Here is a 26,218-nt window from a genome sequence, read left to right as displayed (position 1 = left end):
GCCGGGTAGAAACGCTGGTTGGTTTCATAAGGGAGGTGACATAGTGGTAGAGGAACTGCGGCGCTCTGGAACTAGAGCTCTCTTGCAACGTCGACCTCGACCGGAGAGGTGAAGTCTTCGACCCGTTTGCTCTTCCTGGGGTTGAACAACAACCGATAGACATCAGGACGGGAGTAATGCCCGACGGGGTCCATGGCATTCTTGGCGACACCGATCTGAGCCAGGTCGATCTCTGCATAGAGCAGGCCTTCAGCGTCTTCCGGCAGCTTGTCGCACAGGGGCCGGCCGTCGGGCCCGTAGATCACGGCATGGCCGCCGCCGACGTGGGTGAGCGCGTGCTTGTCAGGCGTATCGCAGAGCTCGTCGATCATCTCTTGGGAAATGACTGCACACGGTGCGAGAACAAAGCACCCGCCCTCCACCGCATAGACCTTGCTTACGGCGTTGTTGACCTCCCAGCCAAGCGCATGTGCAAACGGCTCGTACGTGGAGAAGCTCGGCCAGCAGGCGATATGCACCTGCTCGTGCTGGGCATACATCGCATATTTGTTGAGTGAAAGAATGTTTTCCCAGCAACACAGTGCGCCCACCCGACCCAGCGGTGTGTCATGGACGGCAAGATCGCTTCCATCGCCCTCGCCAAAGACTGTGCGTTCTGCATGGGTGGGCCGAACTTTGCGCCGCTGGTGAATCGTTTCGCCGTCCGGCCCGATCAGCCACTGGGCGATATAGAGCGTACCGCCGTCGCGCTCGGATAGCCCGAGCGATACGGTCATGCCATTCTTGCGCGCGGCCTCCGCTATGCGCCTTGCCTGCGGGCTGTCATACGCCAGCGAGTTGTCGAAATAGCGTTGGACAAATCCACGCGCAATCGCCCACGCGGGCGCACCAAGCCAGATATGCCATGGATACCCGGGGACCCACGTTTCTGGAAACGCGATGAGCTTTGCACCTGCGGCGGCGGCTTCCTCGATGTACCGGATGGTCTTGTCGACCGTTGCATCCAGATCGAGATAAACCGGTGCAGCCTGTACCACCGCGACTTTGTATTTGGGATGCACAACTCCCATGATGACCTCCCGAGTATTGAGCGGAGCGCGATCAGGCGCCCCGGCGTATGCCAAAGGCGTTAGAACATGATCCGAGTCTTCAACCAGACGGCGGTGCCTTGCGTACGGTTACGCTCGGCAAACTCCTTCTGGACTTTGGCTGTCAGGAACCAGCCTTTGCCGTTGTCGAACTTGACCGACGGGCCGATTGCAAAGCCACGCCCCTTGGAGTCCGGCACCGTCGCGCCCCCTTGCGTGTCGCTGCTCAACTGCTGGTACCAATAGCCGCTGACGCCTGCCACCCAGCCAGGCGCAACCGCGTAGCCTGCCGCATAGTCCAGGATGAATTCGGTGCCCGACTTGTAGTTGGTCGCTGTGTTCTTCTGGTTGATGTTCAGCGTGGCCTTGAAGTCGCCATTGAAGCCCGATGGGTCGACATAACTCATCGTGTAAAGCGGCTGGATCGACCAATAGTTGCGGCCGATATTGGTCAGATCCCCGAGCCGATAGCCCCCCGTGGGCGCCACCAGATCAAAGCCGATCACGTCGTGCAGGTGCTCCGAGTAGTGATGCACGAGCCCCGGGCCAAAGGTGATATCGCCCAAACCGGTTTTCGTCTGACTGGCGCCGCCGGCTTTCACCGTCAGGTTGACCAGCGGAAAGATCGAGTGCACCACTAGGTTTCCGCCTAACAACTGCAGCGGGGTGGACCATACGACGCGCGTTGCCGCCACAACGGCCTGGACTTTGAAATTGGGAATCGGCGCATTGTTGCCATTGGCATCTTTCAGCTGATCTGCCGTATAAAAGTTGCCGAACTCCAGTACATAAAGACCCGGCGGCGGCACTGCGCCCATCAAGTAGTTATCGGCGCCAGCCGCATAGGTCGAGCCACCGCCTTCCGTGGCATAGCTCGCAGACATTCCGAATGCCAAGGCCATAGCAACGCCTGCCTTGCCGATCTTCCGTTTCCTCATTTCCATCTCCAATTGCGCTCCCCTGAACCACTTCTCCCGCACGCCGCGTTGTTTGAATCGGCGCGCGACTCCCCCTGCAGGAAGCGCTCGCTTCCCGCATGTGCTCTGCTTCAATTCGAATTGACTTGCGCGACTGCGCTACCTTTCGGGCCGCCTCTTGTCGGAGGGCACGCAGGCGGCAGGCATGCTGCGGCGAATTCCAAAGGGATCGAGCGCGTAGCGCCGCGTTACCAGGGCCCACAGCCCGCCCGGTGACACAACCATCGTTGCAATGGCCAGTACGCCCAGCCCGATGAAGTACCAGGTGCCGTAATCGCTAAAGCTTTCGCGCAACAGGAAATACACCGCCGTACCGAGGATCGGCCCCTCCAGCGGGCCGATCCCGCCGAGTACCGCAATGAAGATGGCAGTGGCCGTCCAGTTCAGTGAGAAAGCAGCATCCGGCGTGACCTGCAATGTGTTCATGTAGGCCACGGCTCCGGCCGTACCTGTGAGCGCGGCCGCCGTGCACCACAGCACGAGCTTGGCGCGCTTGACGGGGACCCCGCTCGCGGACGCGGCCGGCTCTGCGTCACGCACCGCACGCAGGGCGAGCCCGAGCCGGCCATGCAAGATCGTACGCACCACCAACAGGCTGCCCACCGCAACAACCAGGGCTGCCCAGTAGACCCCTGCTGTCCGATGCCACCGGTCAAAATTGCTCAGCGCATCCAACGGCATGCCGCCACCAGCACCCAACGGCTCTGCATTGAGCGTTGCAATACGGAGCATTTCTGCCAGTACCCATGTGCCAACGCCAAAGTAAGGGCCGCTCAATCGAAACATCGGTACGGAGGCAATGGCTGCAAACAGCGCCGTGATGCCGGCAGCCGCGGGAAGCATCCACCACGGGTTGAGATCCAGCGTGTTGGAGAGGGTGAACAACGCATACGCCCCCACGCCCACAAAGGCGTGATGGCCGATCACCACAAGCCCTCCGTAACCGGTCAACAGGTTCCACGAAAGCGCGATGGCAAACACCGTAAACACCTCAACCAACAGCCGCTGCATGGCGAAATCCGTGGCCCACGGCACGCACACCAGCGCGACTAGGAGCAGCGCGCAAAACGCGATGCGTGCCGGCGCAAGCCAAGACAGGTGTGCACCCGTTGTCGGCTGCATGGCATTCAGTTTGCGAATCCCGTCCATCATTTCCTGCCTTTTGCAAAGAGCCCGTCAGGCTTGGCCATCAGCACAACGAGAAAGACCAAGTGGCCGAAGAAGGCACCCAGCCCCGTATGCACACGAGCGCCCACAACCTGCCCCAACCCCACCACCAACGCACCAATGAAGGTGCCCCACAGGTTGCCGAGTCCCCCCAGCACCACGGCCTCAAAGGCATACAGCAGGCGCTCGGGCCCGGCCGTGGGAGAGAACGGCGTCCGGACGCCGTATAGAACAGCAGCCAGCGAGATCACAACCAGCACGAACCCCGTTACCAGCGAGAAGAAGCTGCGATCGTTGATGCCCACCAACCGGGAGGTTTCCGCATCGTCGGCCACAGCGCGCGCCTGACGGCCGAACCGCGTGCGCGCGATCAGCAGATGGGTGAGTGCGTACACGGTTACGCTCGTCAACGTAATGGCCAGCGGCAGCACACCGATCGATACGCCGCCCATCCTGATACCCAGCGTGCCGAAATCACCGGCGGGCAGGCTGCGGGTATCCGCTGTGAAGACCTGCTGCAGCGCGTTCTGCAACACGATCGACAGCCCGAAGGTCGTCAACAGCGGTGAAAGCGCATCGCGCCCCACCATGCGGTTGAGCAACAAGCGCTGGAGCAACCAGCCAATGCAAAACATGATGGGCAACACCAGGAGCAACGCGGTGAACGGCCCTGCCCCCGTCAACTGCGTCCCGACACTGGCCAGATAGGCCCCCAGCACAATCAGATCGCCATGGGCGATATTGATCATGCGCATGACGCCCAGGCTCAAGCTCAAGCCCAGCCCAAACAGCGCGTAGAGCGAGCCCAGCATGAGACCGTTCAATAGCGTTTCAATGACGGTGGGCATCTCAAACTCCAAAGTAGGCGTGGGCGACTTGCGCGTGATCGGCCTGTGCCGAATCCCCTGACAGCACGACACGCCCCTTCTGAACACAATAGAAGCGCTGGGACTCGGTCAACGCGCGGCGAACGTTCTGCTCCACCAGGAAGATCGCCACGCCATCGTCGCGAACCTGCGCCAGCAGTCGGTACACTTCGTCCACGGCGGCTGGCGAAAGCCCCAGAGAGATCTCGTCGCAGAGCAGATACTGCGGATTCGTGACCAGTGCGCGCGAGATCGCCACCAGCTGCTGCTGGCCACCGGACAACGCGGTCGAGGGTCTTTGACCCAACGGCTTGAGCACCGGCAGTGCTTCCAGCACCCGTTCGATGCTCCACGGCCCGCGGCGCCCGTGACTGGCAGCAAGCTGCAGGTTCTCCAGCACGGTCAGGCTTGGAAACAGGCGGCGCCCCTCCGGCACGAGCGCGATGCCGCGCGCCAGTTGCTTGCGCTCAGGGTCACCGCCGATGGGCTCACCATCGAGGGTGATCGCCTCGTGGCGCACCCGAAGCGCGCCCATCAGCGAGCGCAGCAACGTGGATTTCCCGGCGCCATTGGCGCCAATCAGAGCGACAGTCTCCGCCGGCGCCAGTTGGACGTCGACATCGAACAGCGCCTGGAACAGGCCGTAGTGAGCGCAGAGCCGATCAGTGCGCAGCATGGTGTGCCTCGTCTTCCAGTTCGGTGTCCAGATCGGACCCCAGGTACGTTTCACGAACGACCTGGCTGCGCAATACTGCCCCGGGTTCGCCATCCTGCAGAATGGCGCCGCTGGCCAAGACCACGAGCCGGCGTGCCACGGACACCAAGGCATGCACGAGATGCTCGATCCACAGCACGGTCACACCACTCTTGTTGACGGCGGTCACAAGCTCCAGAAGCTCCACCACCTCGGCTTCCGTCAGCCCACCGGCAACCTCATCGAGCAAGAGCACGCTCGGCTGCGTGGCCAGTGCACGCGCCACTTCAAGACGCTTACGTTGCAGTAGCGTCAGCCTGCCTGCGGGGAGATCGCCCAGCGCAATGAGTCCGCACTGCTCCAGTGCGTCGCACGCGCTGGCCTGCGCGGCTCGGCTGTGCAGACCTGCGCCAAAGGTGGCGGCCACCAGCGCGTTCTCGTAGACCGTCATCGCCTGGAAGGGCTGCGGAATCTGAAACGTCCGGCCTATGCCTGCCCGACAGCGCGCGTCAGCCCCCAGCGGGGTCAGGTTCTTGCCGGACAGGCCCACGCTTCCGGTATCGCAGCTCACGCCCCCAGAGATCATGCCGAACAGCGTCGTCTTGCCAGCACCATTGGGGCCGATCACGCCGACGAACTCGCCGGCGTTCACACTGAGGTCCAGCGGCGGAATGATCGTCATGTCGCCGTAGCGTTTGCTGACGCCGCACAGTTCAAGTAACACGTCGTCCCTCACGCGTTCTTGAGCAGCGCAAACGGCCGCTGGATCGGTACTTCCGGCGCGGTGCGGTTATGCGTAATGGCGATCTCCGGCTTGCCACCTGCGCCCACATGCCACTGCCCGCCCACGACGCGGATCTTCGAAACGTTCTTGATGCCACTGGTGGTGAAGTCGAGCTTGCCGATCACCGTCTCATGACGCAGCGTGCGCAGCGCATCCGCGACGGCCTTGGGGTTCTTCGGGTTACCGCTCGCCTTCAGCGCCTGGATGCCTGCCTCGAACAGCGCATGCACCACACCAATCGGCTGCGTCCATTCGCGGTGCGTTGCTGCCTGATAGCTATCGGCAAGCTGCCGCGCCGTCTGCCCGGTCAGGCTCGATTTGAACGGATAGGCTGGCGTCCACCAGACTTCCGTCGACATGCCTTCCGCGCTCGGTCCAAGCGCCGCCACACCAGATGGGAACAACAGGGCCTTGGCGACGGTGGCCACCTTGGGCTTGAACCCCATCTGTGCCGACTGCTTGACGAATGTGGCCCACTCCGGCGGGCTGAACAGCCCGGTGACGATCTCGACCTTTTCGCGCTTGAAGGCTTGGATGTATGCAGAAAAATCGTCGGTCCCGACCTGGAACTTGCCGATATCGACAATGCGGTAATTTGCCTTGGCGAACTGCGCGGGCAGACCGAGCCTCGCATCCCCCATGGCATTGCCCGGCACATCATTGGAGAAAACGCTGCCCACCACCTTGTCGGTGGGCAAGCCGCTCCAGATGTCGAGGTAGACGTTCCCGATGTCTTCCAGCCCCCAGAAAAAATGGAAGGCATTCTTGAACCCTTTGTCCGGCGTCCCCTTGAGCGGGAACATCCATGCTTGCCAGGGCCCCATCGTCGTCAGGCATGGCACGCCATTGAGCTCGCACTGCTGCGACATTCCGGCTGCCACCGATACCTGCCCGAGAATCAGGTCGACGTTGTCCTTGTTGATCAACTCTGCGGCCAGGTTCGACTGGCGATCCGGGCTGCTCTGGTCATCACGCGCCAGAATTTCGACCCGGTAGGTTTTGCCGCCGATGTTCAAGCCACCGGCAACAGCCCGACGAATCTGGTCCAGCGTGAATTCGTCGGCCTCGGCGAAGGGAGAAAATGGCCCTGTACGTGGGCTGATATAGCCGATCCGGATGACGTCGCCGCCTGCCGCCTGCGCTTTGCCGATACCGGACAATGCCGCGGCAACGACTGCGCCAGCCGATTGACGCAGGAACCGTCGGCGACCTCCGTTGCTATCCGAAGCTGCCGTAGCAGACCCCATGTCGCTCGGGTGGTCGGCTGTTTCGTCCGCTGTGTGCGGATGTTGGCTGCATACGGTCATACACTCTCCCCTTAGCCTGTCGATCAGAAGCCGCAATCCGCTCGCCTGCGCTCTGCCTGAGCATGCGGATTGGTTGTGGCTTGGAAAGAAGTCTAAGAACGAGGTGCAGGCGATGCTTTGCCAGAACACTCCACAAACTTGTCTGGGAATCTCTTGCGGGGATTACCCCAAGTGCCGGATTTTCGAGCGAATAGGCGAACTACGATGCGCAATCAAGCTCAGGCCGTCAGCTGGCGCAGCGCTTCGAGCAATTTGACGGCGGGGCTGGGCAGAATGCCGTGGCGGCGCCGGAACGCAGTGAGCGTGCGGCGCGCCACCAGGCCGGGAATCGGCAGCGGCTCGATTACACCGGCGCGGCGCTCGGCGTCGATCATCGGTTCGGCCATCCAGCTCAGGAAGCCGGAGCGCGCCACGAGGCTCTTGAGTGCCGTCACCGAACGGGTTTCCACCACGATGTTCGGCAATCCCAGACCAGCGGCTTCAAATACCTGGCGCATATGCTCGTAGGGGCCGGTGCCACGTGGCGGAATGGCCCACGGCGCATCGAGCGTATCGGCCAGCATCAGGCTGGGGCGCTGGCGCAGCGCGTGCTCCGGTGATGCGACCACGAAACTCGCATCCTCCCAGCGGCAATCCGCGATGGCGATGATTTCCTCGGTATCCGGCATCGCAATCGACAGCGCGAGGTCAATCTCGTGCTTAACGAGTCCCTCGGCCAGCCGATCCCACACGCCTTCCAGTATCTCTACGCGTAGGTTAGGCCAGCGCGCCACCACGTTACCCACGGCTAGCGGCAGGACGTAGCTTGCGATGCTGCCCACTGCCCCAACGCGGATGGTGCCCTTGGCGAGCCCGCGCATGGCGTCGATCTCTTCACGTGCGTAGTCCGCCTCGCGCTGCAGCAATGCAGCATGCGGCAGCAGCGCCTGCCCGATGGCGGTCAACTGCATGCCCTTGGAGTGCCGCTCAAACAGCGGTGCGCCGACCTCGTCTTCAAGCCGCTTGATGATGCGGCTCAGCGCCGGCTGGGTGACGTGCAGGACGTCCGCCGCACGCCCGAGGCTGCCGGCGGAAACGATGGTGGTGAAGGCGCGCAGTTGGCGCAGATCGAAGGCCATGCAAGAAGGTAATGACTTTTTCCCCAGAATTCAATATCGCGGCAAGGGGATGGGCTTCCATACTGCTCTCCTAGAACAAGGAAGGAGACCCTGCATGACCCGCACTTCGCTCGCGCTTGTCACGGTGCGCGACGCCACGATCGACTTGCTTCGCCGCCTCGGCATGACGCATGTCTTCGGCAATCCGGGCTCGACCGAGCTGCCAATGTTCCGCGACTTTCCAGAAGATTTCCGCTACATCCTGGGCCTGCAGGAAGCCGTGGTCGTCGGCATGGCAGATGGCTACGCACAAGCGACCGGCAATGCTGCTCTGGTTAACCTGCATTCAGCTGCTGGCGTCGGCAACGCCATGGGCAACATCTTCACGGCCTTCAAGAACCGCACGCCGCTGGTGATCACGGCGGGGCAGCAGGCGCGGTCCATCCTGCCGTTCGATCCGTTCCTCGCTTCCAACCAGGCAACCGAGCTGCCCAAGCCGTACGTGAAATGGAGCATCGAGCCTGCGCGCGCGCAAGACGTGCCGCTGGCGCTGGCCCGCGCCTATCACATCGCCATGCAGGAGCCGCGCGGCCCAGTGCTGGTGTCGATTCCCGTCGATGACTGGGACCAGACGACCGAGCCCGTCGCCGTGCACGAAATGGCTACCACGGTGCGGCCCGATCCGGTCACGCTGGCGCGCATCGGCGACCTGCTGGACGCGGCGCAACGGCCGGCGTTCGTGGTGGGGGCCGCGGTGGATCGTGCCGGCGCGTGGGATGCCGTCGTGCAACTCGCCGAGGCCCACAACGCGCGCGTGTTCACCGCGCCGATGGCCGGGCGCGGCGCGTTTCCCGAAGACCACCGCTTGTTCGCCGGTTTCCTGCCCGCGATGCGCGAGAAGATCGTCAGCCTGCTGCAGGGGCACGACGTGGTGTTCGCGCTCGGTGCACCGGCGTTCGCCTATCACGTGGAAGGACACGGCCCCCATGTGCCACCAGGTGCAACGCTCGTGCAACTGATCGACGATCCGGCCACGGCTGCCTGGACTCCCGAAGGCATCTCCGCCGTCGGCAACGTTCGCCTTGGGGTGCTCGATCTGCTCGCAAGGCCCGCACCGCCGGCCCGGCCGCTGCCGCCGCCGCGCACCAAATCGCCGCAAGCGGAGCCGGGTTCGCCCATGTCCGCAGCCTTCGTCTTGCAAACGCTCGACGCTGTACGTAGCCCCACAGACATCGTCGTCGAAGAAGCCCCAAGCGCTCGGGCAACCATGCAGGCCTATCTGCCAATGCGCCGCTCGGGAGGGTTCTACACGATGGACAGCGGCGGCTTGGGCTATGGCATGCCCGCTGCCGTGGGTGTCGCTTTGGCGACGCCTGGTACGCGCGTGATTGGCCTGATTGGCGATGGATCGAGCATGTATTCGATCCAGGCGCTCCGGAGTGCCTCGCTACTTGAGCTTCCCATGACGTTCATCATTCTGAACAACCACCGCTACGCAGCCCTGCAGGAGTTTGCCCCGGTGTTCGGCTTTGCCGCCACCGATGTGGTGCAGGGTACCGACCTGAACGGCATCGACTTCGTCGGTCTGGCTCGCGCCATGGGCTGCACTGGCGAGCGCGTGAGCGACCCGCACGCGCTGGAAGCCGTGCTGCGCACCGCATTGCAATCCAGCGGACCCACCCTGATTGAAGTGGAGATTGACTGATGACCCATACGAACATTGCCCCGCTGGACGCGGCGCAAAACATCTCGATGCTGATCAACGGCGAGCGCGTGCAAGCTGCCAACGGCGCAGTCTTCGAGCGACGCAATCCGCTCGACGGTACCGTGGCCACGCGCGCGCCGGCTGCCACGGTGGACGATGCACGCCGTGCCGTTGATGCGGCTGCCGCTGCGTTCCCCGCCTGGGCCGCAATGGGCCCGTCCGAGCGGCGCGCGTTGCTGATGCGTGCCGCACAGGCACTCGAAGCGAAGGGTGAGGCATTCGCCGCCGCAATGGCTGCGGAGACCGGCGCCTCCGCGCTGTGGGCCGGCTTCAACGTGCACCTAGCCGCCAGCGGCCTGCACGAAGCCGCTGCGATGGTCACGCAGATCGCCGGCGAGATCATCCCCTCCGACGTGCCGGGCAGCCTGGCCATGGGCGTGCGCCAACCAGCAGGCGTGGTGCTTGGCATCGCACCGTGGAATGCGCCGGTCATCTTGGCGGTGCGTGCGATTGCCCTGCCGCTGGCATGCGGCAACACCGTCGTATTGAAAGGCTCCGAGATTTCGCCTGCCACGCACGGGTTCATCATCGAAGCCCTGCAAGAGGCAGGCTTGCCAAACGGCGTTGTCAATTTCGTGACGAATGCCCCGGCCGACGCGGGTGCGGTGGTGGAGGCAATGATCGCCCACCCGGCCGTGCGGCGCGTCAACTTTACAGGCTCTACGCGTGTGGGCCGCATCATCGCGCAGACGTGCGCGACATACCTGAAGCCCGCCGTGCTGGAACTCGGCGGCAAGGCGCCGCTGCTGGTGTTGGCGGATGCAGATATCGACGCGGCAGTCGATGGCGCGGCCTTTGGCGCGTTCGCCAATTCGGGCCAGATCTGCATGTCCACCGAGCGCATCATCGTCGACGAATCCATCGCCGATGCATTCGTTGCCAAGCTGGCTGCCAAGGCTGCAGCGCTGCCGTTAGGCGATCCGCGCAAGGGGCCGGCGGTGCTCGGCTCGGTGGTCGACATGAGCACGGTCGAGCGCTGCAATCACCTCATCGACGACGCCCTCGCCAAAGGCGCGAAACTGCTGTGCGGCGGCAAGGCCACCAGCACGCTGATGCCCGCCACGCTGCTCGACCACGTCACGCCTGACATGCTGATCTACGCAGAAGAATCGTTCGGCCCTGTTAAGGGCATCGTGCGCGTGAGCGGTGACGATGCCGCCGTCGCATGTGCGAACGACAACGCGTATGGCTTGTCGTCTGCCGTGTTCAGCCGCGATGTGGCACGCGCAATGAACGTTGCACGCCGCATCGAATCGGGCATCTGCCACATCAACGGGCCCACCGTGCACGACGAGGCGCAAATGCCGTTCGGAGGCGTCAAGGCGAGCGGCTTTGGGCGCTTTGGCGGCCGCGCCGGCGTGGCGGAGTTCACCGAGCTGCGCTGGATGACGGTGCAGACCACGCCGCGCCATTACCCGTTCTGAGTTGAGATGCCAATGAAGATCGCGATCCTCGGCGCGGGTGCGATGGGCTCGCTGTTTGGCGGGCTGCTCGCTGAAGCCGATCAGCATGTCACGCTGCTCGACATCAACGACGCGCATTTGCACGCCATCGCCGCACACGGCTTGCGGCTGGAAACCGATGGCGGCGATCGCCACGTGCGCAACCTGCTGGCGCTGCGTCCGGGCAATGCGGCAGACGTGCCGGACCTGTTGATCGTCTTCACCAAGTCCATGCACACGCGTGCCGCACTGGCGAGCGTGCGTCATGTCATCAGCGCATCCACGCATGTCCTGACGCTGCAGAACGGGCTGGGCAACGTGGAGGCGCTGGCGTCGGTCGTGCCGCAGGAGCGCATCTTCGTTGGCGTGACGACGTGGCCGGCGGATCTCGCAGGCCCGGGCCACGTGCGCTCGCATGGCGCGGGCGTTATCCGATTGATGACGGCCGACGGTGCACCGCGCCCGATGCTGACACGCGTAGTGGATACGCTCTCCACCGCAGGCCTGAACTGCCAGGCCGATGCCAACGTGTGGGGCGCTGTGTGGGAGAAGGTGGCCTTCAACGCCGCACTCAATCCGCTGTGTACAGTGTTGAACCAACCTGTCGACGCGCTGGGTGCGGTGGAAGACGGCCCGACGTTGGCGTTGAGCATCGTGGACGAAGTGCTGGCCGTGGCCCGCGCCAGCGGCATTACGGTGGATGCCGCGAAGGTGAACGATAACGTGCGGCACGCCATCGTTGCGCATCGCGGGCACAAGCCGTCGATGCTGCAGGACGTGCTGGCTGGACGCCCTACCGAGATCGAATCCATCAACGGCGCCGTGGTGGCGACAGCGCGCCGGCATGGCGTGCCCGTGCCGCACACCGAGACGTTGATGCAACTCGTGCGGTTAGTGCAGGCGCGGTCCGTGCGTCAGCAAGCACCCTAGCTGGCCGAGGTACCCAGGTTTTATTCGATGGCGCGCAGACGCCACCTCAACGGAGACAACCATGATGTGCAGTCCCAAATTGGTGAACGCGGCGGCGGTATTGCGTTGCGCGTTCGCGTGTTCGGCGCCCCAGCGGAGGCCGGCATGAGCAAGAACCAGACTACGGTTGATATCGGTACGGTCCTTGATGACGGGCCGTTCTCCCTCGCGCAGAAGATGGCGGTGCTGCTGGCAGCATTTGCCATCGTCATGGACGGCTTTGACGGCCAGTTGATCGGCTTTGCCATCCCTGTCCTCATCAAGGAATGGGGCATCACGCGCAACGCGTTTGCTCCGGCGGTAGCTGCGGGCTTGATCGGCATGGGGCTGGGCAGCGCACTGGCGGGGCTGTTTGCTGATCGCTTCGGGCGACGCTGGGCGCTGATCGGCAGCGTGTTCCTGTTTGGCGTGGCGACGTGCTCAATCGGTTTTGCGCCCAATGTGGCGACGATTGCTGCGCTGCGATTTATTGCGGGTCTCGGCATTGGCGGCGCGCTGCCAAGCTCCACGACGATGACGGCGGAGTTCACACCTGCGCGTCGCCGCACGCTGGCGGTGACGGCCACGATCGTCTGCGTGCCGCTGGGCGGGATGCTGGCAGGCCTGTTTGCGGGCCACGTGCTGCCGCTCTATGGCTGGCGCGGACTGTTCTGGATCGGCGGCGCACTGCCGCTGGTGCTCGGGTTCGTGCTGGTGGCTGCGCTGCCCGAATCGCCGCGCTTCCTGGCCCGTCGCCAGTCGCACTGGCCGCAACTGGCGCAGTTGCTGTCGAAGATGGGACGCGATGTGCCGGCCAATGCAGTGTTTGCCGATATGGCTGGCCAGAAGGTCATCCAGCACGCGAGTTTCCGTTCGCTTTTCGCCCCTGGGCAGGCACGCGACACAATCGCCCTCTGGGCGGCATTCTTCATGTGCCTGCTCGCCGTGTATTCGGCGTTCAGCTGGCTGCCCACAATGCTGGCTTCAGAAGGTTTGAGCGTGAGTGTGGCGGGCTCGGGACTGACAGCGTACAACCTGGGCGGCGTGATCGGCGCCTTGGTTTGCGCGGTGACGATTGCGCGTTGGGGTTCGCGCTGGCCCATGGCGCTGTGTTGCGTAGGCGCGGCCGCGAGCGCCTTTGCCCTGCAGGGTGTCGACGCCAAGCTGAACACGAACCTGCTGATCGTCGGCCTTGGGCTGCATGGGCTGTTCGTCAACGCCGTGCAATCGACGATGTACGCGCTGTGCGCCTACATCTATCCAACGGCGGTGCGCGCGACAGGCACCGCATCAGGTTTGGCGTTCGGGCGGCTGGGCGCCATCCTCAGCGCGTTTGCCGGTGCCATGGTCATCACCGCTGGCGGGGCAACGGCCTATCTGGCGATGCTCGGAATCGCAATGTTGGTGGTGCTGGCTGCGCTGCTAGCCATGCGCGAGCAGATTCCGCGTCTGACCGCACGGACAGGCAACGCCATGACGGCCCCGCCCAACCGGCAGGCCAACATTCTCAAAACATAGCCGCCACGCTTCGGCGGTGCGATCCTGCACCGCCGCTCCCGTCAACGGGTGAAGGGACGCCGCCGCATTAGGCCGGCGTAGGGCTGCGCAAGGTAGCTCGGTCATGTCATCTCTCCCAGTACGAGCGGCGCCACTGTCCACGGTGGAGCCGGCTCAGACCGGGTGGCTGCTGCGGCAAGTGATCAAGTGCTCCTGCATGGAACATCCTCCACCGTGCGTGGCTGTGCCCCGCTCAACACTTCTGCCCTTTGGCACCGTAGGCATCCGGGAAGCCACGCATACGAAGCCCGGGAAGTCCCTGCTATGTTGAAGTCGCGCTCGCAGATATCCCCGGCCCGCTCATGATTCGTATGCCTGCGGGCATGCACTTTGCATTTGTGGCCACGTCCAAATTCAATCGCTGAGGGCTTCTTCCGTGACACACCTTGACGCCACGCGCAGCATGGAACCCATGGGTTCAAAGGTGGCTGCCCCTCAGTCTTTGAGCACCAGTTCTGTGCCTCCCCATGAGCGATTTGCCTACTGGCTCGACATGATCTGCACGGTTTACGTGCAACTGAACTGTGCCTCTCCGGGCGATCTGGGGTTCTTCGGCAACATTGATTTCGGTGCGCTCGGTCCGCTACGGCTGACGCGTTTGAGTTCGAGTGCACAGCGAATCTGGCGGCCATTGTCAGACATCCGCCGGGAAACCGAGGACTACTTCCTCGTTCAGGTACAACGCGTGGGGCGCGGCGTGGTGTGTCAGGACGAGCGGCAAGCGGTGCTCGAGCCGGGTGACTTTGCCATCTACGATTGCACACGCCCGTATGAGCTGCATTTCGAGGGCACCCATCACGATGTGTCCGTGCTTCGTGTGCCTCGTACCTGTCTCGAGAATGCCGTAGGAAGCGTGAATGAACTCACAGCCACCACGGTGCACCGGCAAAGTACGCCGGCGAGCCTGCTCCTGTCGATGTTGGACCCGCTTCACGCGAACATCGCTAACGTCCACCCCTCAGCGGCGGGCAGCATGTCGGACAGCTTGGTCAGCATTGTGGCGGCCGGCCTGCGCAGCCTGCCAAGTGCAAATGCCCGCAGGCCATCGAACCTCCAGGCGTATCACCTTGAGCGCGCCAAAGCTTATGTTCGGGATCACCTGCGGGAGGCTGGCCTCACCGTCAACGGCATTGCAGAGGCGCTCTCGGTCTCTCCAGGGCACCTGCATCGCCTGTTCCAGAACGAGCCGCTGCCATTGAGCAAGCTCATCTGGAAAATGCGCCTCGAAGGTTGCCAACGCGATTTGGCTGATGTTCGCTACCGTGAACGAGGCATCTGCGATATCGCTTTTTCATGGGGATTCAGCGACGTCACGCACTTCAGCCGCTGCTTTCGCGAGCACTTCGGCATGCCCCCCCGAGAATGGAGGCTGTGCAACGATGTCGACCGGAAGGGTGCACTCGCCGCCTGAAACGCTTCACACCTATGCCGGCACATGGCATAGGTGTGGGGACTGGCCGGCAGTGCCAAGTTCGCCGGCGCTTCTATGCAAGGTGCGCCGGCCCCAATGCAGCAGCGCTTGCACATCCAATGAGCGCGAGCGTGCGGTCGATATCCGCGCGGAACATGGATAGGACGTCATCGACGCCGGCCTCTCCACTCGCGGCGAGGCCGTAGAGCAATGCGCGCCCAAGCATCACCGCATGCGCGCCGGAGGCCAGCGCCTTGACAACATCTCGGCCATTGCGAAAGCCGCTGTCGACCATGATCGTCATCGTGTCGCCAGCCGCCTTTGCAATGCCGGACAGCACGTCCATGGGCGCCGGAAAATCAGCCAACTGCCGGCCGCCGTGGTTCGACACAATCACGCCGTCAATGCCCAGCGCACGGCAGCGCGCTGCATCGCTGGCGCTCAAGATCCCTTTGACGAATAGCTTGCGTGGCCAGTGATCGCGCAGCGCGGCCAAATCATCCCAGGAAAAACCCGCGTCCATGCGCCGCTGCAGAAGCGCAGCTTGAACCTCGAGGCTGGCCGCCCCCTCAGTCTGCACATTCGGCAACGTTGGGAAGCCACCTCGAAGCTGCCCGGTCAGCCAAGCCGGGTGAGTCAAGGCATCCAGAGCAAGACGGGGCGTCAAACGCAGCGGCACGGAAAAACCATTGCGCAAATCGCGGATGCGATTGCCGTTGACCGTGACATCGGTGGTAAGCACCAAGGCTTCGTAGTCCGCTGCCAATGCGCGCGCGGTCAGAGCACGGGCATGCTCGCGGTGCACGACGTACAACTGAAACCAGAGTCTCGCAGTTGAGCGTCGCGCCAAGTCTTCCAATGACACGTTGGAGGCCGTCGACAGCACGAACGGAATGCCGGCCCGGGCAGCGGCTCGTGCCAGCATGACATCGCCATCGGGCCGGCACGCACCGGTCAGCCCCATGGGCGCGACGACCAACGGTAGCGCTGCACGCTGCCCAGCCAGTTCAATCGACAAATCCCGATGCCGGACATCGGTCAGCCTGGAAGGCTTGAACTGGAAGTTGTCGAATGCGCTGCGGTTTCGCTGAAGCCCGGATTCGTCATCGGCACCGCCTTCGATGTAATCGAAGACCATACGAGGCAAATACCGCTGGGCAGCACGCCGATAGTCTTCGACGCTGAACGACGGCTTCATACGCCGCAATCTCCTTTGGGTTGAATGAGTCAATGCATCTGCGCGCAATGATTGGGGCCGCCGTATTCGATAACCGATAGCGGATGCACCTTGGGATTGTCACGACAACACACCGCAATCTCATATTGCCAATTTGGGGAAAAGTCATTCCGTACCGGCATGGCTTGCATCCTGCCCCAGCGCTGAAGCCGACCCGCACCTCTATCTGCAATTCGGATACTGAATATCCGCAATATCGCGTTGCTGAATGCAATTGGCTTACCCAAACTTGCCTCCAGAAGTTTGATCGGAGACAAGTATGCGTACACAAGTTGGCATCATCGGTGCGGGCCCGGCGGGTCTGCTGCTCTCTCACCTGCTTCATTTGCGCGGCATCGAGTCCGTCGTGCTGGAGTCCCGTAGCCGCGAGCAGATCGAATCCACAATTCGCGCAGGCGTGCTGGAACCCGGCACGGTGGATCTGCTGGCCGAAGCCGGGCTAGGCACAAGAATGAAAGCCGAAGGGGCAGTCCATCATGGGTTCGAGCTTGCATTTGCTGGCAAGCGGCGCAGAGTGAATCTTGGTGAGCTAACAGGCAAGGCAATCACCGTGTACGCGCAGCACGAGGTACTGAAGGATTTGATTGCGGCCCGCTGCGCAGCGAACGGTGCCTTGTACTTCAACGTGTCGGAAACAACCATCCACGGCATCGATTCCGATACGCCGACCATTCGATTCGAGCACGACGGTACCGAGCAGACGGTTCACTGCGACTTCGTCATCGGATGTGATGGCTCCCAAGGCGTCTCCCGGGCAGCAATCCCGTCAGAACTCCGACAGGACTACGAGAAGGTTTTCCCATTTGGTTGGTTCGGCATTCTTGTGGAGGCACCGCCTTCGTCCGACGAATTGGTGTACGCGCACCACGACCGTGGCTTCGCATTGGTCAGTACCCGTTCGCCGTCTGTGCAGCGCATGTACTTCCAGTGCGACCCTAAGGACTCCGTCGATGCATGGTCGGACGACCGGATCTGGGCAGAAATGCATGCGCGCGTGGACACGGAGGATCAGCAGGTCGTTGAAGGGAAAATCTTTCAGAAGAACATCGTTGGAATGCGGAGTTTCGTCTCGACGAAGATGCAGCACGGTCGTCTGTTTCTGACGGGCGATGCCGCCCATATCGTCCCGCCGACTGGCGCGAAGGGACTGAACTTGGCTGTCTCGGATGTGCGCATCCTGACTGCTGCCCTGCAGGAGTTCTATCTGACCGGCCGCCCAGATCTGCTGGAGGCATACAGTGAAACCGCCCTGCGGCGTATCTGGCGAGCGGAGCATTTCTCTTACTGGATGACCCGCATGATGCATCGGATGGATGGCGTATCGCCATTCGAACAGCAGCTACAGATCGCCGAGCTGGAGCACGTCACAACTTCGCGAGCTGCATTAACCGCACTGGCCGAGAACTACGTTGGAACAGCGGCGGTTTGAAGTCTCGAACAACGGCTCGCTTGGGGATTTGGAAAGGCTCCTACTCTAGAGTTCATTCACGCGCGCCTATGGGATGGGACATGATGCTCGCTGAATGATGCGGGACCAATTTGGCCTGCCGTATGAGTCCCGAACGGCTGCAGCTTGGGCCAGTGCCGCGACAGCTCGGGGATGTGGGACGGTGCAACGTTCATGGGAGCACTCACGTTCCGCGAGGGCCACGCCCGCCCGCTGATGCGCCGCCTCCTGGGCGGCTTTCCGGTCGACTAGAACCGGTAACCAACGTTCAGGCTGAAGACGACAGGCTTCACGTTGATCTCTGTCTTGTTGACAGCCAACACCTGGCCTTCCTGGCTCCGGAGCGTGATGGCCGACGTGGTCTTGAGCGGCAGATAGGCGACAGTGCCAACGAGCGTCCAGTCTTTGGCGAACTCATACGACACGCCGATGTTGGCCACGGGCGCCCATGAACTGGAGGTCTCTGCCGATACCTTGGCGGGGCCGGTCGGAATCCGTCCCATACCGAGTTGAAGGACTTGGCCCAGGTTCTGCATGGCGGTAACGAAATTCGGGTTCAGGCGAAGTTGCGTGAAGAAGTTGTAGCTGATGCCCGCACCAACGAAGGAACGCAACTTGCTCTGCGCTGTTCCGAAGTAGTACTGCCCAATGAGCGCCGGGTTCCACGCACGAGCGGTTGCGACGGGGTTGGTTTGTGGCTGACCCAGATCGATGAGGGTGAGGTTGCGTTGGCGGTGTCGGCGTCCAGTTGTGTGCTGACATCGTGGCCAAAACCGATCAACGCAAGCCCTGCGCCAAAGACGTCGTCGCCCAGTCGCGTCGTGCCGTCGCAACCGCGCACCCAGCCCTGGGCGAGCACGGCGCCACGGCGCAAACGCGAACCGCTCTTTCCCTGGACGAACAGACCCCCGCGCGAACGCGTTCTTCGGCTTGATGCCGAGCTCTTCGACTTGTGCGCGCAGTGGTGCTCATCTTCGCAAGCGCCTCAATTCAACAAAGCTGCTAGGGGCAGCACAGGCAACAGTGCGTCAATGCGATCGAGCACGCCGCCATGGCCCGGCAGCAGGTGGCTGCTGTCCTTCACGCCGACCTGGCGCTTGAGCAGGGATTTAAACAGGTCTCCACCAATGCTCGCGACAACCAGCATGATGGTCAGCGCCAAGGCGACCACCGGACCGTGCTGGTCAAACTGACGCGAAAACCAAGTCGGCGCAAACCAGTGCGTCGTGCCGGCCACGGAGGCAATAAGCACCACTGCCACGCAGCCGCCGATGGCCCCTTCCCATGACTTGCCCGGGCTGATAATCGGCGCCAGTTTGCGGCGGCCGAAGGCCTTGCCTACGAAATAGGCGCCAATGTCGGCCACCCACACCAGTACTGCCACAGACAAGAGATACGCGATGCCCGACGCCCGCAGCGTGATAGCCGCCTGCACAAACGCGGGGAGGATCACCCAGCCCAGAATGGCAAACATGACCTTGCGGCCGCCCGTCAACGCACGCACGCCACCGCTAAGCAGGACCCAGGCAACCACCCATGTCGCCACGTCGGCATAGAGCAAGAACTGCACGTCGTCGCGCGCAGGCACGTCACACCAGGCGATCGTCAGCAAGATTGTGACCGCCGCGTACAGCACCGCGCCCCACCAGCCGGGCAAACGCAGCAGCCGGCCCCACTCCCAGGCGGCCAGCGCGGCAAACACAGTCACCAGCCCGGCCAGAGTTGAGGGCGGCGCGAAAAACAGGATCGGCAGGATGACCAGCAGCAGGCAGACAGCGGTTACCACGCGAGTCAGCAACATGCGTCAGGCTCCGACGAATATCTCAAGGGGAACGCACAATCGTTCTTTCGTCATCGCCACGAGAGACGACAATCGGAATCCTCATTGGCCCACGAAGCGCCCTCCCTGGTTCCTCAGCTATGACAAGATTGGCGCCGGAATATGGGAACACCAGACGCTCGGAGAATCGTAATTCGATCTCTTAGGGGGCGGTCCCTTCAGAGGCGTTAGCTGGCGTTAAGGAGGCAAGCTTGGGATGTCCAACCGCAAACGTGCTCGACATTGCCAGCAAAAATGCCAAGAAGGTGCGCTTCGCACAACGATTAGGCGATGACATAGCAGCACCTCCGAATCTTGCAGCCTACGTTCAGCTTAGACCTTCGCTCTTACGTCCATTTGATGCCGGTCAGTGCTCTGAGCGTATCGCCTGCGCGACCCACATGTTCTGGCATGCCGCTGGAATGGTCGGTTTTCATACAAGCTCTACTGTCTGCAGGTAATCTGGCACTCGGGCCGACCATCCCAGTTCGCGTTCGATACGTATGCGCATTGCATCTGCGGCTGCCGGTTCCCCGTGCGTCACGTAAGTCTGCCGTGGTGCCCGTTCGAAGCCGCGCATCCAGGCAAGAATCTCACCCGCGTCGGCGTGTGCCGACAGATTGTCGAGCGACGCGACCTCGGCACGGACGGGCACGTCTTCTCCGTGGATACGCACGGTTGGCGCCCCGTTCAGGATCGCTGCTCCCCGCGTGCCGCCCGCTTGGTAGCCGGCGAACAGGATGGTATTGCGACGGTCCGGCGCCAAAGCCTTCAGGTGATGGACAACCCGCCCGCCGGTAGCCATCCCGCTGGCGGCGATGATCACGATCGGCATACGCTGGGCGCTCAGCATCTTCGACTCATCAACCGTCTTGACGAGCGTCGCCGCGTGGCACATAGCGTCGCACTGCTGCGGCGATAGGCGGTGTTCGGGGCGGTGCTTGTGATAGAGCCGCGTCGCGTCGATCGCCATCGGGCTGTCGAGGTAAACCGGCAGATTGGGAATTGCACCTCGCTCCTTCAGCAGATGCACGCAATACATCAGGCTCTGTGCACGTCCCACCGCGAAGGCTGGAATCACCACAACACCTCCACGGGCCGCAGTGCGTTTGATTACCTCGCCGAGTTTGAGCAAGGGATCTGACGGCTCATGCTGCCGGTCCCCATAGGTCGATTCAACGACCAGGTAATCCGCGCCGGGCATGCGTACGGGAGCACGCAACACGAGATCGTTCGGCCGGCCAATATCGCCTGAGAACAAAATCGAACGCTCGCCATCGGTCAAGGTCACGAAAGACGAGCCCAGCATATGCCCAGAAGAGTCCTGCCTAGCCTGCAGCCCAACAGCCGGTTCGAACTCTTGACCAAACGGTCGCGGAGCAAAGCGTTTCAGGCAATTCTCCGCATCCTCGCGGGTATAGAGCGGCAGTGCCGGCTTGTGCTTTGAGAAGCCATGGCGGTTTGCATATTCGGCTTCCTCTTCCAGCAGGCGCCCACTATCTGGCAACAGGATCTCGCACAGATCGCGGGTCGCTTCAGAGCAGTACACCTTGCCACGGAAGCCCTGCCGTACAAGGAGCGGCACGTAGCCACTGTGATCGATGTGCGCGTGGGTGAGGATAACGGCATCGATTGAACTGGCGGCAATGGGCAGTGGTTCCCAATTGCGGAGTCGCAGCTGCTTGAAACCTTGGAACAGTCCGCAGTCCACCAGTACGGTTGAGTTCTCTTTCCGCAGCAAGTACTTCGAGCCCGTCACGGTGCCAGTGGCTCCTAGAAACTGAAGTTGCATGGGCTGTCTCTCCTGAGGGGCTTTCACGTCTGGGCAGTACCGACTGCTCTATAGCTTCGTTCCGCCTAAGAGATCAAGCGGCAACCAGTCAGCCATTCGGTCATGATCTGAATCCTGATCGGCAAGTGCCTTGAGCGCTGCTGCTCGAAAGCTGCCCTCCGACTTCGAAGATGATCGTTCTCATGTGCCGTCTCGTCGTCAAGTTGCCGGAAATCAGTGCGCGAGGTAGTTGGCATCGACGCAATCCTTCGAAAACTCGAAGACGATTTCCGGGTCTGGCGTCACCAGCTTGTTCTTCTTACCCGCGTAGTGCAGCCGTGACAGGATATGGCGGATCAGATTGAGTCTGGCCGTGCGCTTATCGTCGGTGCGTACGACATGCCAGGGTGCTGCAGCTGTGTGAGTGCGTATCAGCATCGCGTTGCGTGCCGCCGTGTATTCGTTCCAATGCTTTAACGCCACGGCGTCGATCGGGCTGGTCTTCCACTGTTTGAGCGGATCACGGCGTCGTTCGGCAAGCCGACGGGCTTGCTCAGTCCTGCTGATGTCGAGGTAATACTTGAGCAGCTTGATGCCGGAGTTCACAAGCATCGCCTCGAAATAGGTCACGGAGTGCATGAACTCCTCATACTGCTCTGCTGTGCAGAAGCCCATCACGGACTCAACACCCGCCCGGTTGTACCAGCTCCGGTTAAAGAGCACGAATTCTTCGGCCAGCGGAAGATGTTCCACATACCGCTGGAAGTACCAGCCGGTACGTTCTCGGTCGGATGGCTTCCCCAACGCCACAACCCGCGTCTCGCGGGGACTCAGAAACTCGACAATGCGTTTGATGCTGCCGTCCTTTCCAGCCGCATCGCGGCCCTCCAGCAAAACTAGGATGCGGTCTCCGCAGTTGATGAAATGGCGCTGGAGCTTGACCAGCTCGATCTGCAGCAAGCGCAGTTGCGCCTCATAACCTTCGTGATCTAGCGGATGTCCCGGTGACGAACCTACCGCCTGCTCCAAGTCCGCCCGTGAGGCATCTCGGCTCTTCTTTCGCTTTGCCATTGTTGAGAATTCCTGCACTGACTGCATCGGCATGCAGACAGGTTCAATATCCAACGCGTGATTCGTCGTATGGCGCATCCATTGCGAATACGTTGGAGCGGAAACAGAACGAACTGAGCGGCCGATCTGTACTTATATTCAGCGTAAGAGGATCCAGCCGAGCAAGCTTGAGGTGCATCAAGCGCCGCCAATTCATGAGCGAGTCTGTAGGGGAATCACGGGTACTGCGTCCAAACGAGACAAACATTGGCGCAATGAGGCGCATCAGTGAGCGAATGCAGCGATGTTGAACTTCTATAGCAACTGCACAGGCGCTCGTCCGCGTATTCATAGGATGACCGGTTTTCCGGGCAGACCTTGCTCACGCCGATCGCGCGCCGGAAAATGCTGTGTCAGGCTCTGCGTGATGGACCGTATGCCTTCGACGACGCCGCGCTGGTAATCGGCGCGCCGAAAGGCGGCTTCCATCTGGCCGCATATCACCTGCCAACCCTGCGTTCCAACCTTCGCATGGATGCCGCGGTCGGCGACGATCTCGACGCAATGGTCAGCGAGCAACAGATAAATCAGGACGCCGTTGTTTTGCTCCGTGTCCCAAACACGCAATTGAGAAAAGGCTTCCAGGGCACGCTCACGCGGCGTCACCCCCTTGTATAGCGCGGGAAAACCCAGCGCGCCCTCCACGGCAAAGCAGAGATGCCCAACATGGGACGATTCACTCTGCGCGATGGCGTGCTCGATGGCACGCATCGTCTCGCGTGGAAACGTCCGCCTCACCCGCCAGGGCGTCGTCAGCAAATGGGAAAGAATCCGCTTGATGTTTGCCATTACCATTTTCCCGAGGCTCCGCCGCCACCGAATCCGCCGCCACCGCCACCGAATCGATCGTGGCCCGAGCGCGACCCGATATTCCACGCGCCTCCATGCCCCCCTATACCTGCGCCCAGCAGCGTCAGGATGGCAATCACTGCCGCAGTCAACGCAACGAAGATGGCCCCCGAAAGCAACCAAGCGACCAGCCCCACAACGGCGCCGGTTGCGACCGCCCCTGGGAAGCGGCCCAGGAAGTCTCTAAGCACACCACCCAAGAACACAACCAATAGAAGGATGACAGGCATGTAGGACCGAACGGATTCGTTACCTGTAGGCACGGATCTCGAGGGAGGGGGTAGCGCTTCCCCTTCGATGACGGTCTGCATGCTTTGAACGCCGGCCGTCACGCCACCGTAGAAATCACCAACCTTGAACCTGGGCACGATGACCTCACTGATGATGCGCTTGCTAGTCGCATCGGTCAGGATGCCCTCCAGCTGTTGATTTGCACCGAATCCTGACCCAGGATTTGCATCGAAAACTGACCCACCCCAAAGGCTGTTAGGTGTCGCTTTGTGCGGGTTGTTTGGCGGTGCGTTTCTCCTTCTTGGGCTGGGTGGTGCTGTGCTTGAAACGATAGCTATCGTTGCCGGTTTCAACAATGTGGCAGTGGTGCGTGAGGCGATCCAATAGCGCGGTGGTCATCTTGGCGTCCCCGAAGACGCTGGACCATTCGCCGAAGCTCAGGTTGGTGGTGATGATGAGGCTGGTGCGCTCGTAGAGCTTGCTGATCAGGTGGAACAGCAATGCGCCGCCGGTCTGGCTGAACGGCAGATAGCCCAGCTCATCGAGGATCACCAGGTCGGCATACATGAGTCGCGTGGCCAGATGGCCTGGTTTGCCGGAGACCTTCTCCAGTTCCAACGCGTTGACCAGCTCCACGGTCGAGAAGAAGCGCACCCGGCGGTGATGGTGCTCCACCGCCTGCACGCCGATGGCAGTGCCGAGATGGGTCTTGCCGGTCCCGGGGCCACCGACCAATACGATGTTGTGCGCTGACTCCAAGAACTCACAGCGGTGAAGCTGCCGCACCAGCGCCTCGTTGGCCTCGCTGCAACTGAAGTCGAAGCCAGTCAGGTCTCGGTAGGCCGGGAAGCGCGCCACCTTCATCTGATAGGCCAGCGAGCGCACCTCGCGCTCGGTGAGCTCGGCCTTGAGCAGACGCGACAGGATGGCCACGGCCGACTGGTAGGCCGGCGAGTCCTGCGCCGCCAGGTCGCCCAGCGCTTGTGCCATGCCGTGCAGCTTCAACGACTTGAGCATCTCCAACATGACTTCATGCTGCATGATGCACCTCCCGATCTCGCAAGCTGTCGTAGCGGCCGACGTTGGCCTGCGGTTCGACGTGCAGCGCCAGTGCCTGTGGTGAGGTGATCGGTGCCACGGGCTCGCCTTCCAGGAGGCGGCTGAGGATGTTCAGGATGGTTTGCTTGGACGGGGCACCCGCCTCCAGTGCGAGCTCCACCGCAGTGAGTACGGCCTGTTCGTCGTGCAACAGCACCAGCGCCAGGATCTCGACCATCTCGCGATCGCCACCAGGGCGTTTGAGCAGTGTGGATTGCAGGCGTCGGAAGCCCTCTGGCAGTTCGGCGAACGGTGCGCCGTTACGCAGCGCACCGGGCTTACGCTGCAGCACCGCGAGGTAGTGGTGCCAGTCATAGATTGTGCGCCCCGGAAGATGGCTACGGTCGATGTGCCGCACGTGCTCGGCAATCACCTGGCCTTCGGCCACGAACACGAGCCGATTGGCATAGACGCGCAGACTGATGGGCCGGTTGGCAAACGACGCCGGTACGCTGTAGCGGTTGCGCTCGAAGGTCACCAGGCAGGTTGGTGAGACGCGCTTGGTGTGCTCCACAAAGCCATCGAACGGCTGCCCCACGGGCATCAGGTGTGGCCGCTCCAGCGACCAGGCCTCCCAGAGGGTCATGTCCAGCTCAGGATGGCGGGTCTGCTGCCACAGCCGTACGCACTGGTCGGCCAGCCAGTCATTAAGTGCCGCCAGAGAGCCGAATGCAGGGATGCGTTGCCAGATGCGGTGACGGCTGTCCTGCACGTTCTTCTCTATCTGCCCCTTCTCCCAGCCCGAGGCCGGGTTACAGAACTCGGCGTCGAACAGGTAGTGGCTGACCATGGTGCTGAAGCGCAAGTTGACGTCACGCAACTTGCCCAGGCGCACGCGATCCACGGCGGTCTTCATGTTGTCGTAGATGCCGCGACGCGGGATACCGCCCCAGGCCACAAAGGCGTGGTGATGGGCATCGAACAGCATCTCGTGGGTCTGCAGCAGATACGCGCGCAGGAAGAATGCGCGGCTGTGGCTGAGCTTGAACTGAGCCACTTGCAGCTTGGTGCGCTCGCCGGCGATGACCGCCCAGTCCTCGCTCCAGTCGAACTGGAAGGCCTCACCCTCTGCGAAGCGCAGTGGGATAAAGGTGCCTCGCCCCGACGTGCGGGCTTGCTCCTGTTGCTCCTGGCGCCAGCGGCGAGCGAATGCGGCAACGCGATCGTAGGAGCCGGTGAAGCCCAAGGCACACAGATCAGTGTGGATCTGCTTGAGTGTGCGCCGTTGCTTGCGTGGCTTGTTGGCCTCGGTCTTGAGCCAAGCGGAGAGCTTGGCGGCATGGCCGTCGAGCTTGCTCGGACTCTGCCGTGCAGGATAGGCCGGTGCCGTGGTGTCAGCGCGCAGATAGCGCCTGACCGTGTTCCTGGAGATGCCCAGGCGTCTGGCGATCTCGCGCAGCGGGATCTGGTCGCGAAGATGCCAGCGTCGAATGATGCTCAGTATGGCCACGTCGATCACTCCGATCTCCCGCTCGTTGCCGAGCGGGACAGTGTTCTATACGTGGGTCAACATTCGATGCAAAAACCTACCTCGGGTGGGTCAGGATTCGGTG

Annotated in this window: 22 protein-coding genes and 1 pseudogene; 6 read left to right on the top strand and 17 right to left on the bottom strand. The window is 62.2% G+C overall.

Annotated features, from left to right (window positions below; genetic code table 11):
- Nucleotides 1-71: 71 nt before the first annotated feature.
- From ACN9M1_RS03170 to ACN9M1_RS03135, 8 genes are all read right to left on the bottom strand, one after another.
- Nucleotides 72-1,070 carry a carbon-nitrogen hydrolase family protein gene (locus ACN9M1_RS03170; protein ID WP_426397314.1) on the bottom strand — a complete coding sequence of 333 codons (999 nt, stop codon included), beginning with the start codon at nt 1,068-1,070 and terminating at the stop codon, nt 72-74.
- A gap of 59 nt (nt 1,071-1,129) precedes the next feature.
- Entirely contained in the window at nt 1,130-2,032 is a 903-nt protein-coding gene (locus tag ACN9M1_RS03165; protein WP_426398787.1) for a SphA family protein, read from the bottom strand.
- A 132-nt stretch (nt 2,033-2,164) separates the two neighbouring features.
- A complete protein-coding gene (locus ACN9M1_RS03160; RefSeq protein WP_426397313.1) occupies nt 2,165-3,187 on the bottom strand; it encodes a branched-chain amino acid ABC transporter permease in 1,023 nt (340 codons plus the stop codon).
- A 26-nt stretch (nt 3,188-3,213) separates the two neighbouring features.
- Nucleotides 3,214-4,080 (bottom strand): branched-chain amino acid ABC transporter permease, encoded by an 867-nt coding sequence (locus tag ACN9M1_RS03155; protein ID WP_426397311.1) that lies wholly within the window; start codon nt 4,078-4,080, stop codon nt 3,214-3,216.
- A 1-nt stretch (nt 4,081) separates the two neighbouring features.
- Entirely contained in the window at nt 4,082-4,774 is a 693-nt protein-coding gene (locus ACN9M1_RS03150) for an ABC transporter ATP-binding protein (protein WP_426397309.1), read from the bottom strand.
- Complete coding sequence (locus tag ACN9M1_RS03145; protein WP_426397307.1) at nt 4,761-5,474, bottom strand: ABC transporter ATP-binding protein; 714 nt, start codon at nt 5,472-5,474, stop codon at nt 4,761-4,763. Before ACN9M1_RS03145 ends, ACN9M1_RS03150 begins: the two co-directional genes overlap by 14 nt.
- A gap of 50 nt (nt 5,475-5,524) precedes the next feature.
- Nucleotides 5,525-7,012 carry an ABC transporter substrate-binding protein gene (locus ACN9M1_RS03140; RefSeq protein ID WP_426397305.1) on the bottom strand — a complete coding sequence of 496 codons (1,488 nt, stop codon included), beginning with the start codon at nt 7,010-7,012 and terminating at the stop codon, nt 5,525-5,527.
- Between the two features lie 89 nt (nt 7,013-7,101).
- Nucleotides 7,102-8,001, bottom strand: a complete 900-nt coding sequence (locus ACN9M1_RS03135; protein ID WP_426397303.1) for a LysR family transcriptional regulator — start codon at nt 7,999-8,001, stop codon at nt 7,102-7,104.
- A 94-nt stretch (nt 8,002-8,095) separates the two neighbouring features.
- Here ACN9M1_RS03135 and mdlC point away from each other — a divergent pair, with 94 nt between their 5' ends.
- The 5 genes from mdlC to ACN9M1_RS03110 all read left to right on the top strand — a co-directional run bounded on the left by mdlC (nt 8,096) and on the right by ACN9M1_RS03110 (nt 15,103).
- A complete protein-coding gene (mdlC, locus tag ACN9M1_RS03130; RefSeq protein WP_426397301.1) occupies nt 8,096-9,685 on the top strand; it encodes a benzoylformate decarboxylase in 1,590 nt (529 codons plus the stop codon).
- The gene (locus ACN9M1_RS03125) at nt 9,685-11,169 is read left to right on the top strand and encodes an aldehyde dehydrogenase (RefSeq protein WP_426397300.1); all 1,485 of its coding nucleotides are present in this window, start codon (nt 9,685-9,687) and stop codon (nt 11,167-11,169) included. The genes mdlC and ACN9M1_RS03125 overlap by 1 nt, the downstream gene beginning before the upstream one ends.
- Nucleotides 11,170-11,181: 12 nt before the next feature.
- Nucleotides 11,182-12,117, top strand: coding sequence for a ketopantoate reductase family protein (locus ACN9M1_RS03120; protein ID WP_426397298.1), 936 nt, complete (start codon nt 11,182-11,184; stop codon nt 12,115-12,117).
- Nucleotides 12,118-12,261: 144 nt separating this feature from the next.
- Nucleotides 12,262-13,653 carry an MFS transporter gene (locus ACN9M1_RS03115; protein WP_426397297.1) on the top strand — a complete coding sequence of 464 codons (1,392 nt, stop codon included), beginning with the start codon at nt 12,262-12,264 and terminating at the stop codon, nt 13,651-13,653.
- A gap of 481 nt (nt 13,654-14,134) precedes the next feature.
- Complete coding sequence (locus ACN9M1_RS03110) at nt 14,135-15,103, top strand: helix-turn-helix domain-containing protein (RefSeq protein WP_426397295.1); 969 nt, start codon at nt 14,135-14,137, stop codon at nt 15,101-15,103.
- Between the two features lie 73 nt (nt 15,104-15,176).
- On the opposite strand, the gene ACN9M1_RS03105 is transcribed toward ACN9M1_RS03110, so the two are convergent.
- Entirely contained in the window at nt 15,177-16,301 is a 1,125-nt protein-coding gene (locus ACN9M1_RS03105) for an alpha-hydroxy-acid oxidizing protein (RefSeq protein WP_426397293.1), read from the bottom strand.
- Nucleotides 16,302-16,599: 298 nt separating this feature from the next.
- Between ACN9M1_RS03105 and ACN9M1_RS03100 the strand changes: the two genes are divergently transcribed.
- A complete protein-coding gene (locus tag ACN9M1_RS03100) occupies nt 16,600-17,769 on the top strand; it encodes a 4-hydroxybenzoate 3-monooxygenase (protein WP_426397291.1) in 1,170 nt (389 codons plus the stop codon).
- A gap of 266 nt (nt 17,770-18,035) precedes the next feature.
- On the opposite strand, the gene ACN9M1_RS03095 is transcribed toward ACN9M1_RS03100, so the two are convergent.
- The 8 genes and pseudogenes from ACN9M1_RS03095 to istA form a co-directional block, all read right to left on the bottom strand.
- Entirely contained in the window at nt 18,036-18,401 is a 366-nt protein-coding gene (locus ACN9M1_RS03095; RefSeq protein WP_426397289.1) for an OmpW family outer membrane protein, read from the bottom strand.
- A 371-nt stretch (nt 18,402-18,772) separates the two neighbouring features.
- Nucleotides 18,773-19,588: a phosphatidate cytidylyltransferase gene (locus ACN9M1_RS03090; protein WP_426397288.1), complete on the bottom strand. Its 816-nt coding sequence runs from the start codon at nt 19,586-19,588 to the stop codon at nt 18,773-18,775.
- 451 nt (nt 19,589-20,039) lie between these two features.
- Complete coding sequence (locus ACN9M1_RS03085; RefSeq protein ID WP_426397286.1) at nt 20,040-21,398, bottom strand: MBL fold metallo-hydrolase RNA specificity domain-containing protein; 1,359 nt, start codon at nt 21,396-21,398, stop codon at nt 20,040-20,042.
- A gap of 213 nt (nt 21,399-21,611) precedes the next feature.
- The gene (gene ppk2, locus ACN9M1_RS03080; RefSeq protein ID WP_426398786.1) at nt 21,612-22,448 is read right to left on the bottom strand and encodes a polyphosphate kinase 2; all 837 of its coding nucleotides are present in this window, start codon (nt 22,446-22,448) and stop codon (nt 21,612-21,614) included.
- Nucleotides 22,449-22,775: 327 nt separating this feature from the next.
- Nucleotides 22,776-23,276, bottom strand: a complete 501-nt coding sequence (locus ACN9M1_RS03075; protein WP_426397285.1) for a TPM domain-containing protein — start codon at nt 23,274-23,276, stop codon at nt 22,776-22,778.
- Nucleotides 23,276-23,758, bottom strand: a pseudogene (locus tag ACN9M1_RS03070) (TPM domain-containing protein); the annotation flags it as partial. The pseudogene ACN9M1_RS03070 and the gene ACN9M1_RS03075, both read right to left, overlap by 1 nt.
- 64 nt (nt 23,759-23,822) lie before the next feature.
- Complete coding sequence (gene istB, locus ACN9M1_RS03065) at nt 23,823-24,608, bottom strand: IS21-like element helper ATPase IstB (RefSeq protein ID WP_021197713.1); 786 nt, start codon at nt 24,606-24,608, stop codon at nt 23,823-23,825.
- On the bottom strand, nt 24,598-26,124 hold the full coding sequence (istA, locus tag ACN9M1_RS03060) for an IS21 family transposase (RefSeq protein WP_012760797.1): 1,527 nt from the start codon (nt 26,122-26,124) through the stop codon (nt 24,598-24,600). The genes istB and istA overlap by 11 nt, the downstream gene beginning before the upstream one ends.
- Nucleotides 26,125-26,218: the final 94 nt, after the last annotated feature.

It is taken from the genome of Ralstonia sp. R-29 (genome assembly GCF_049913345.1).
GTDB lineage: Bacteria > Pseudomonadota > Gammaproteobacteria > Burkholderiales > Burkholderiaceae > Ralstonia.
This window is presented reverse-complemented; position numbering and strand designations above follow the sequence as displayed.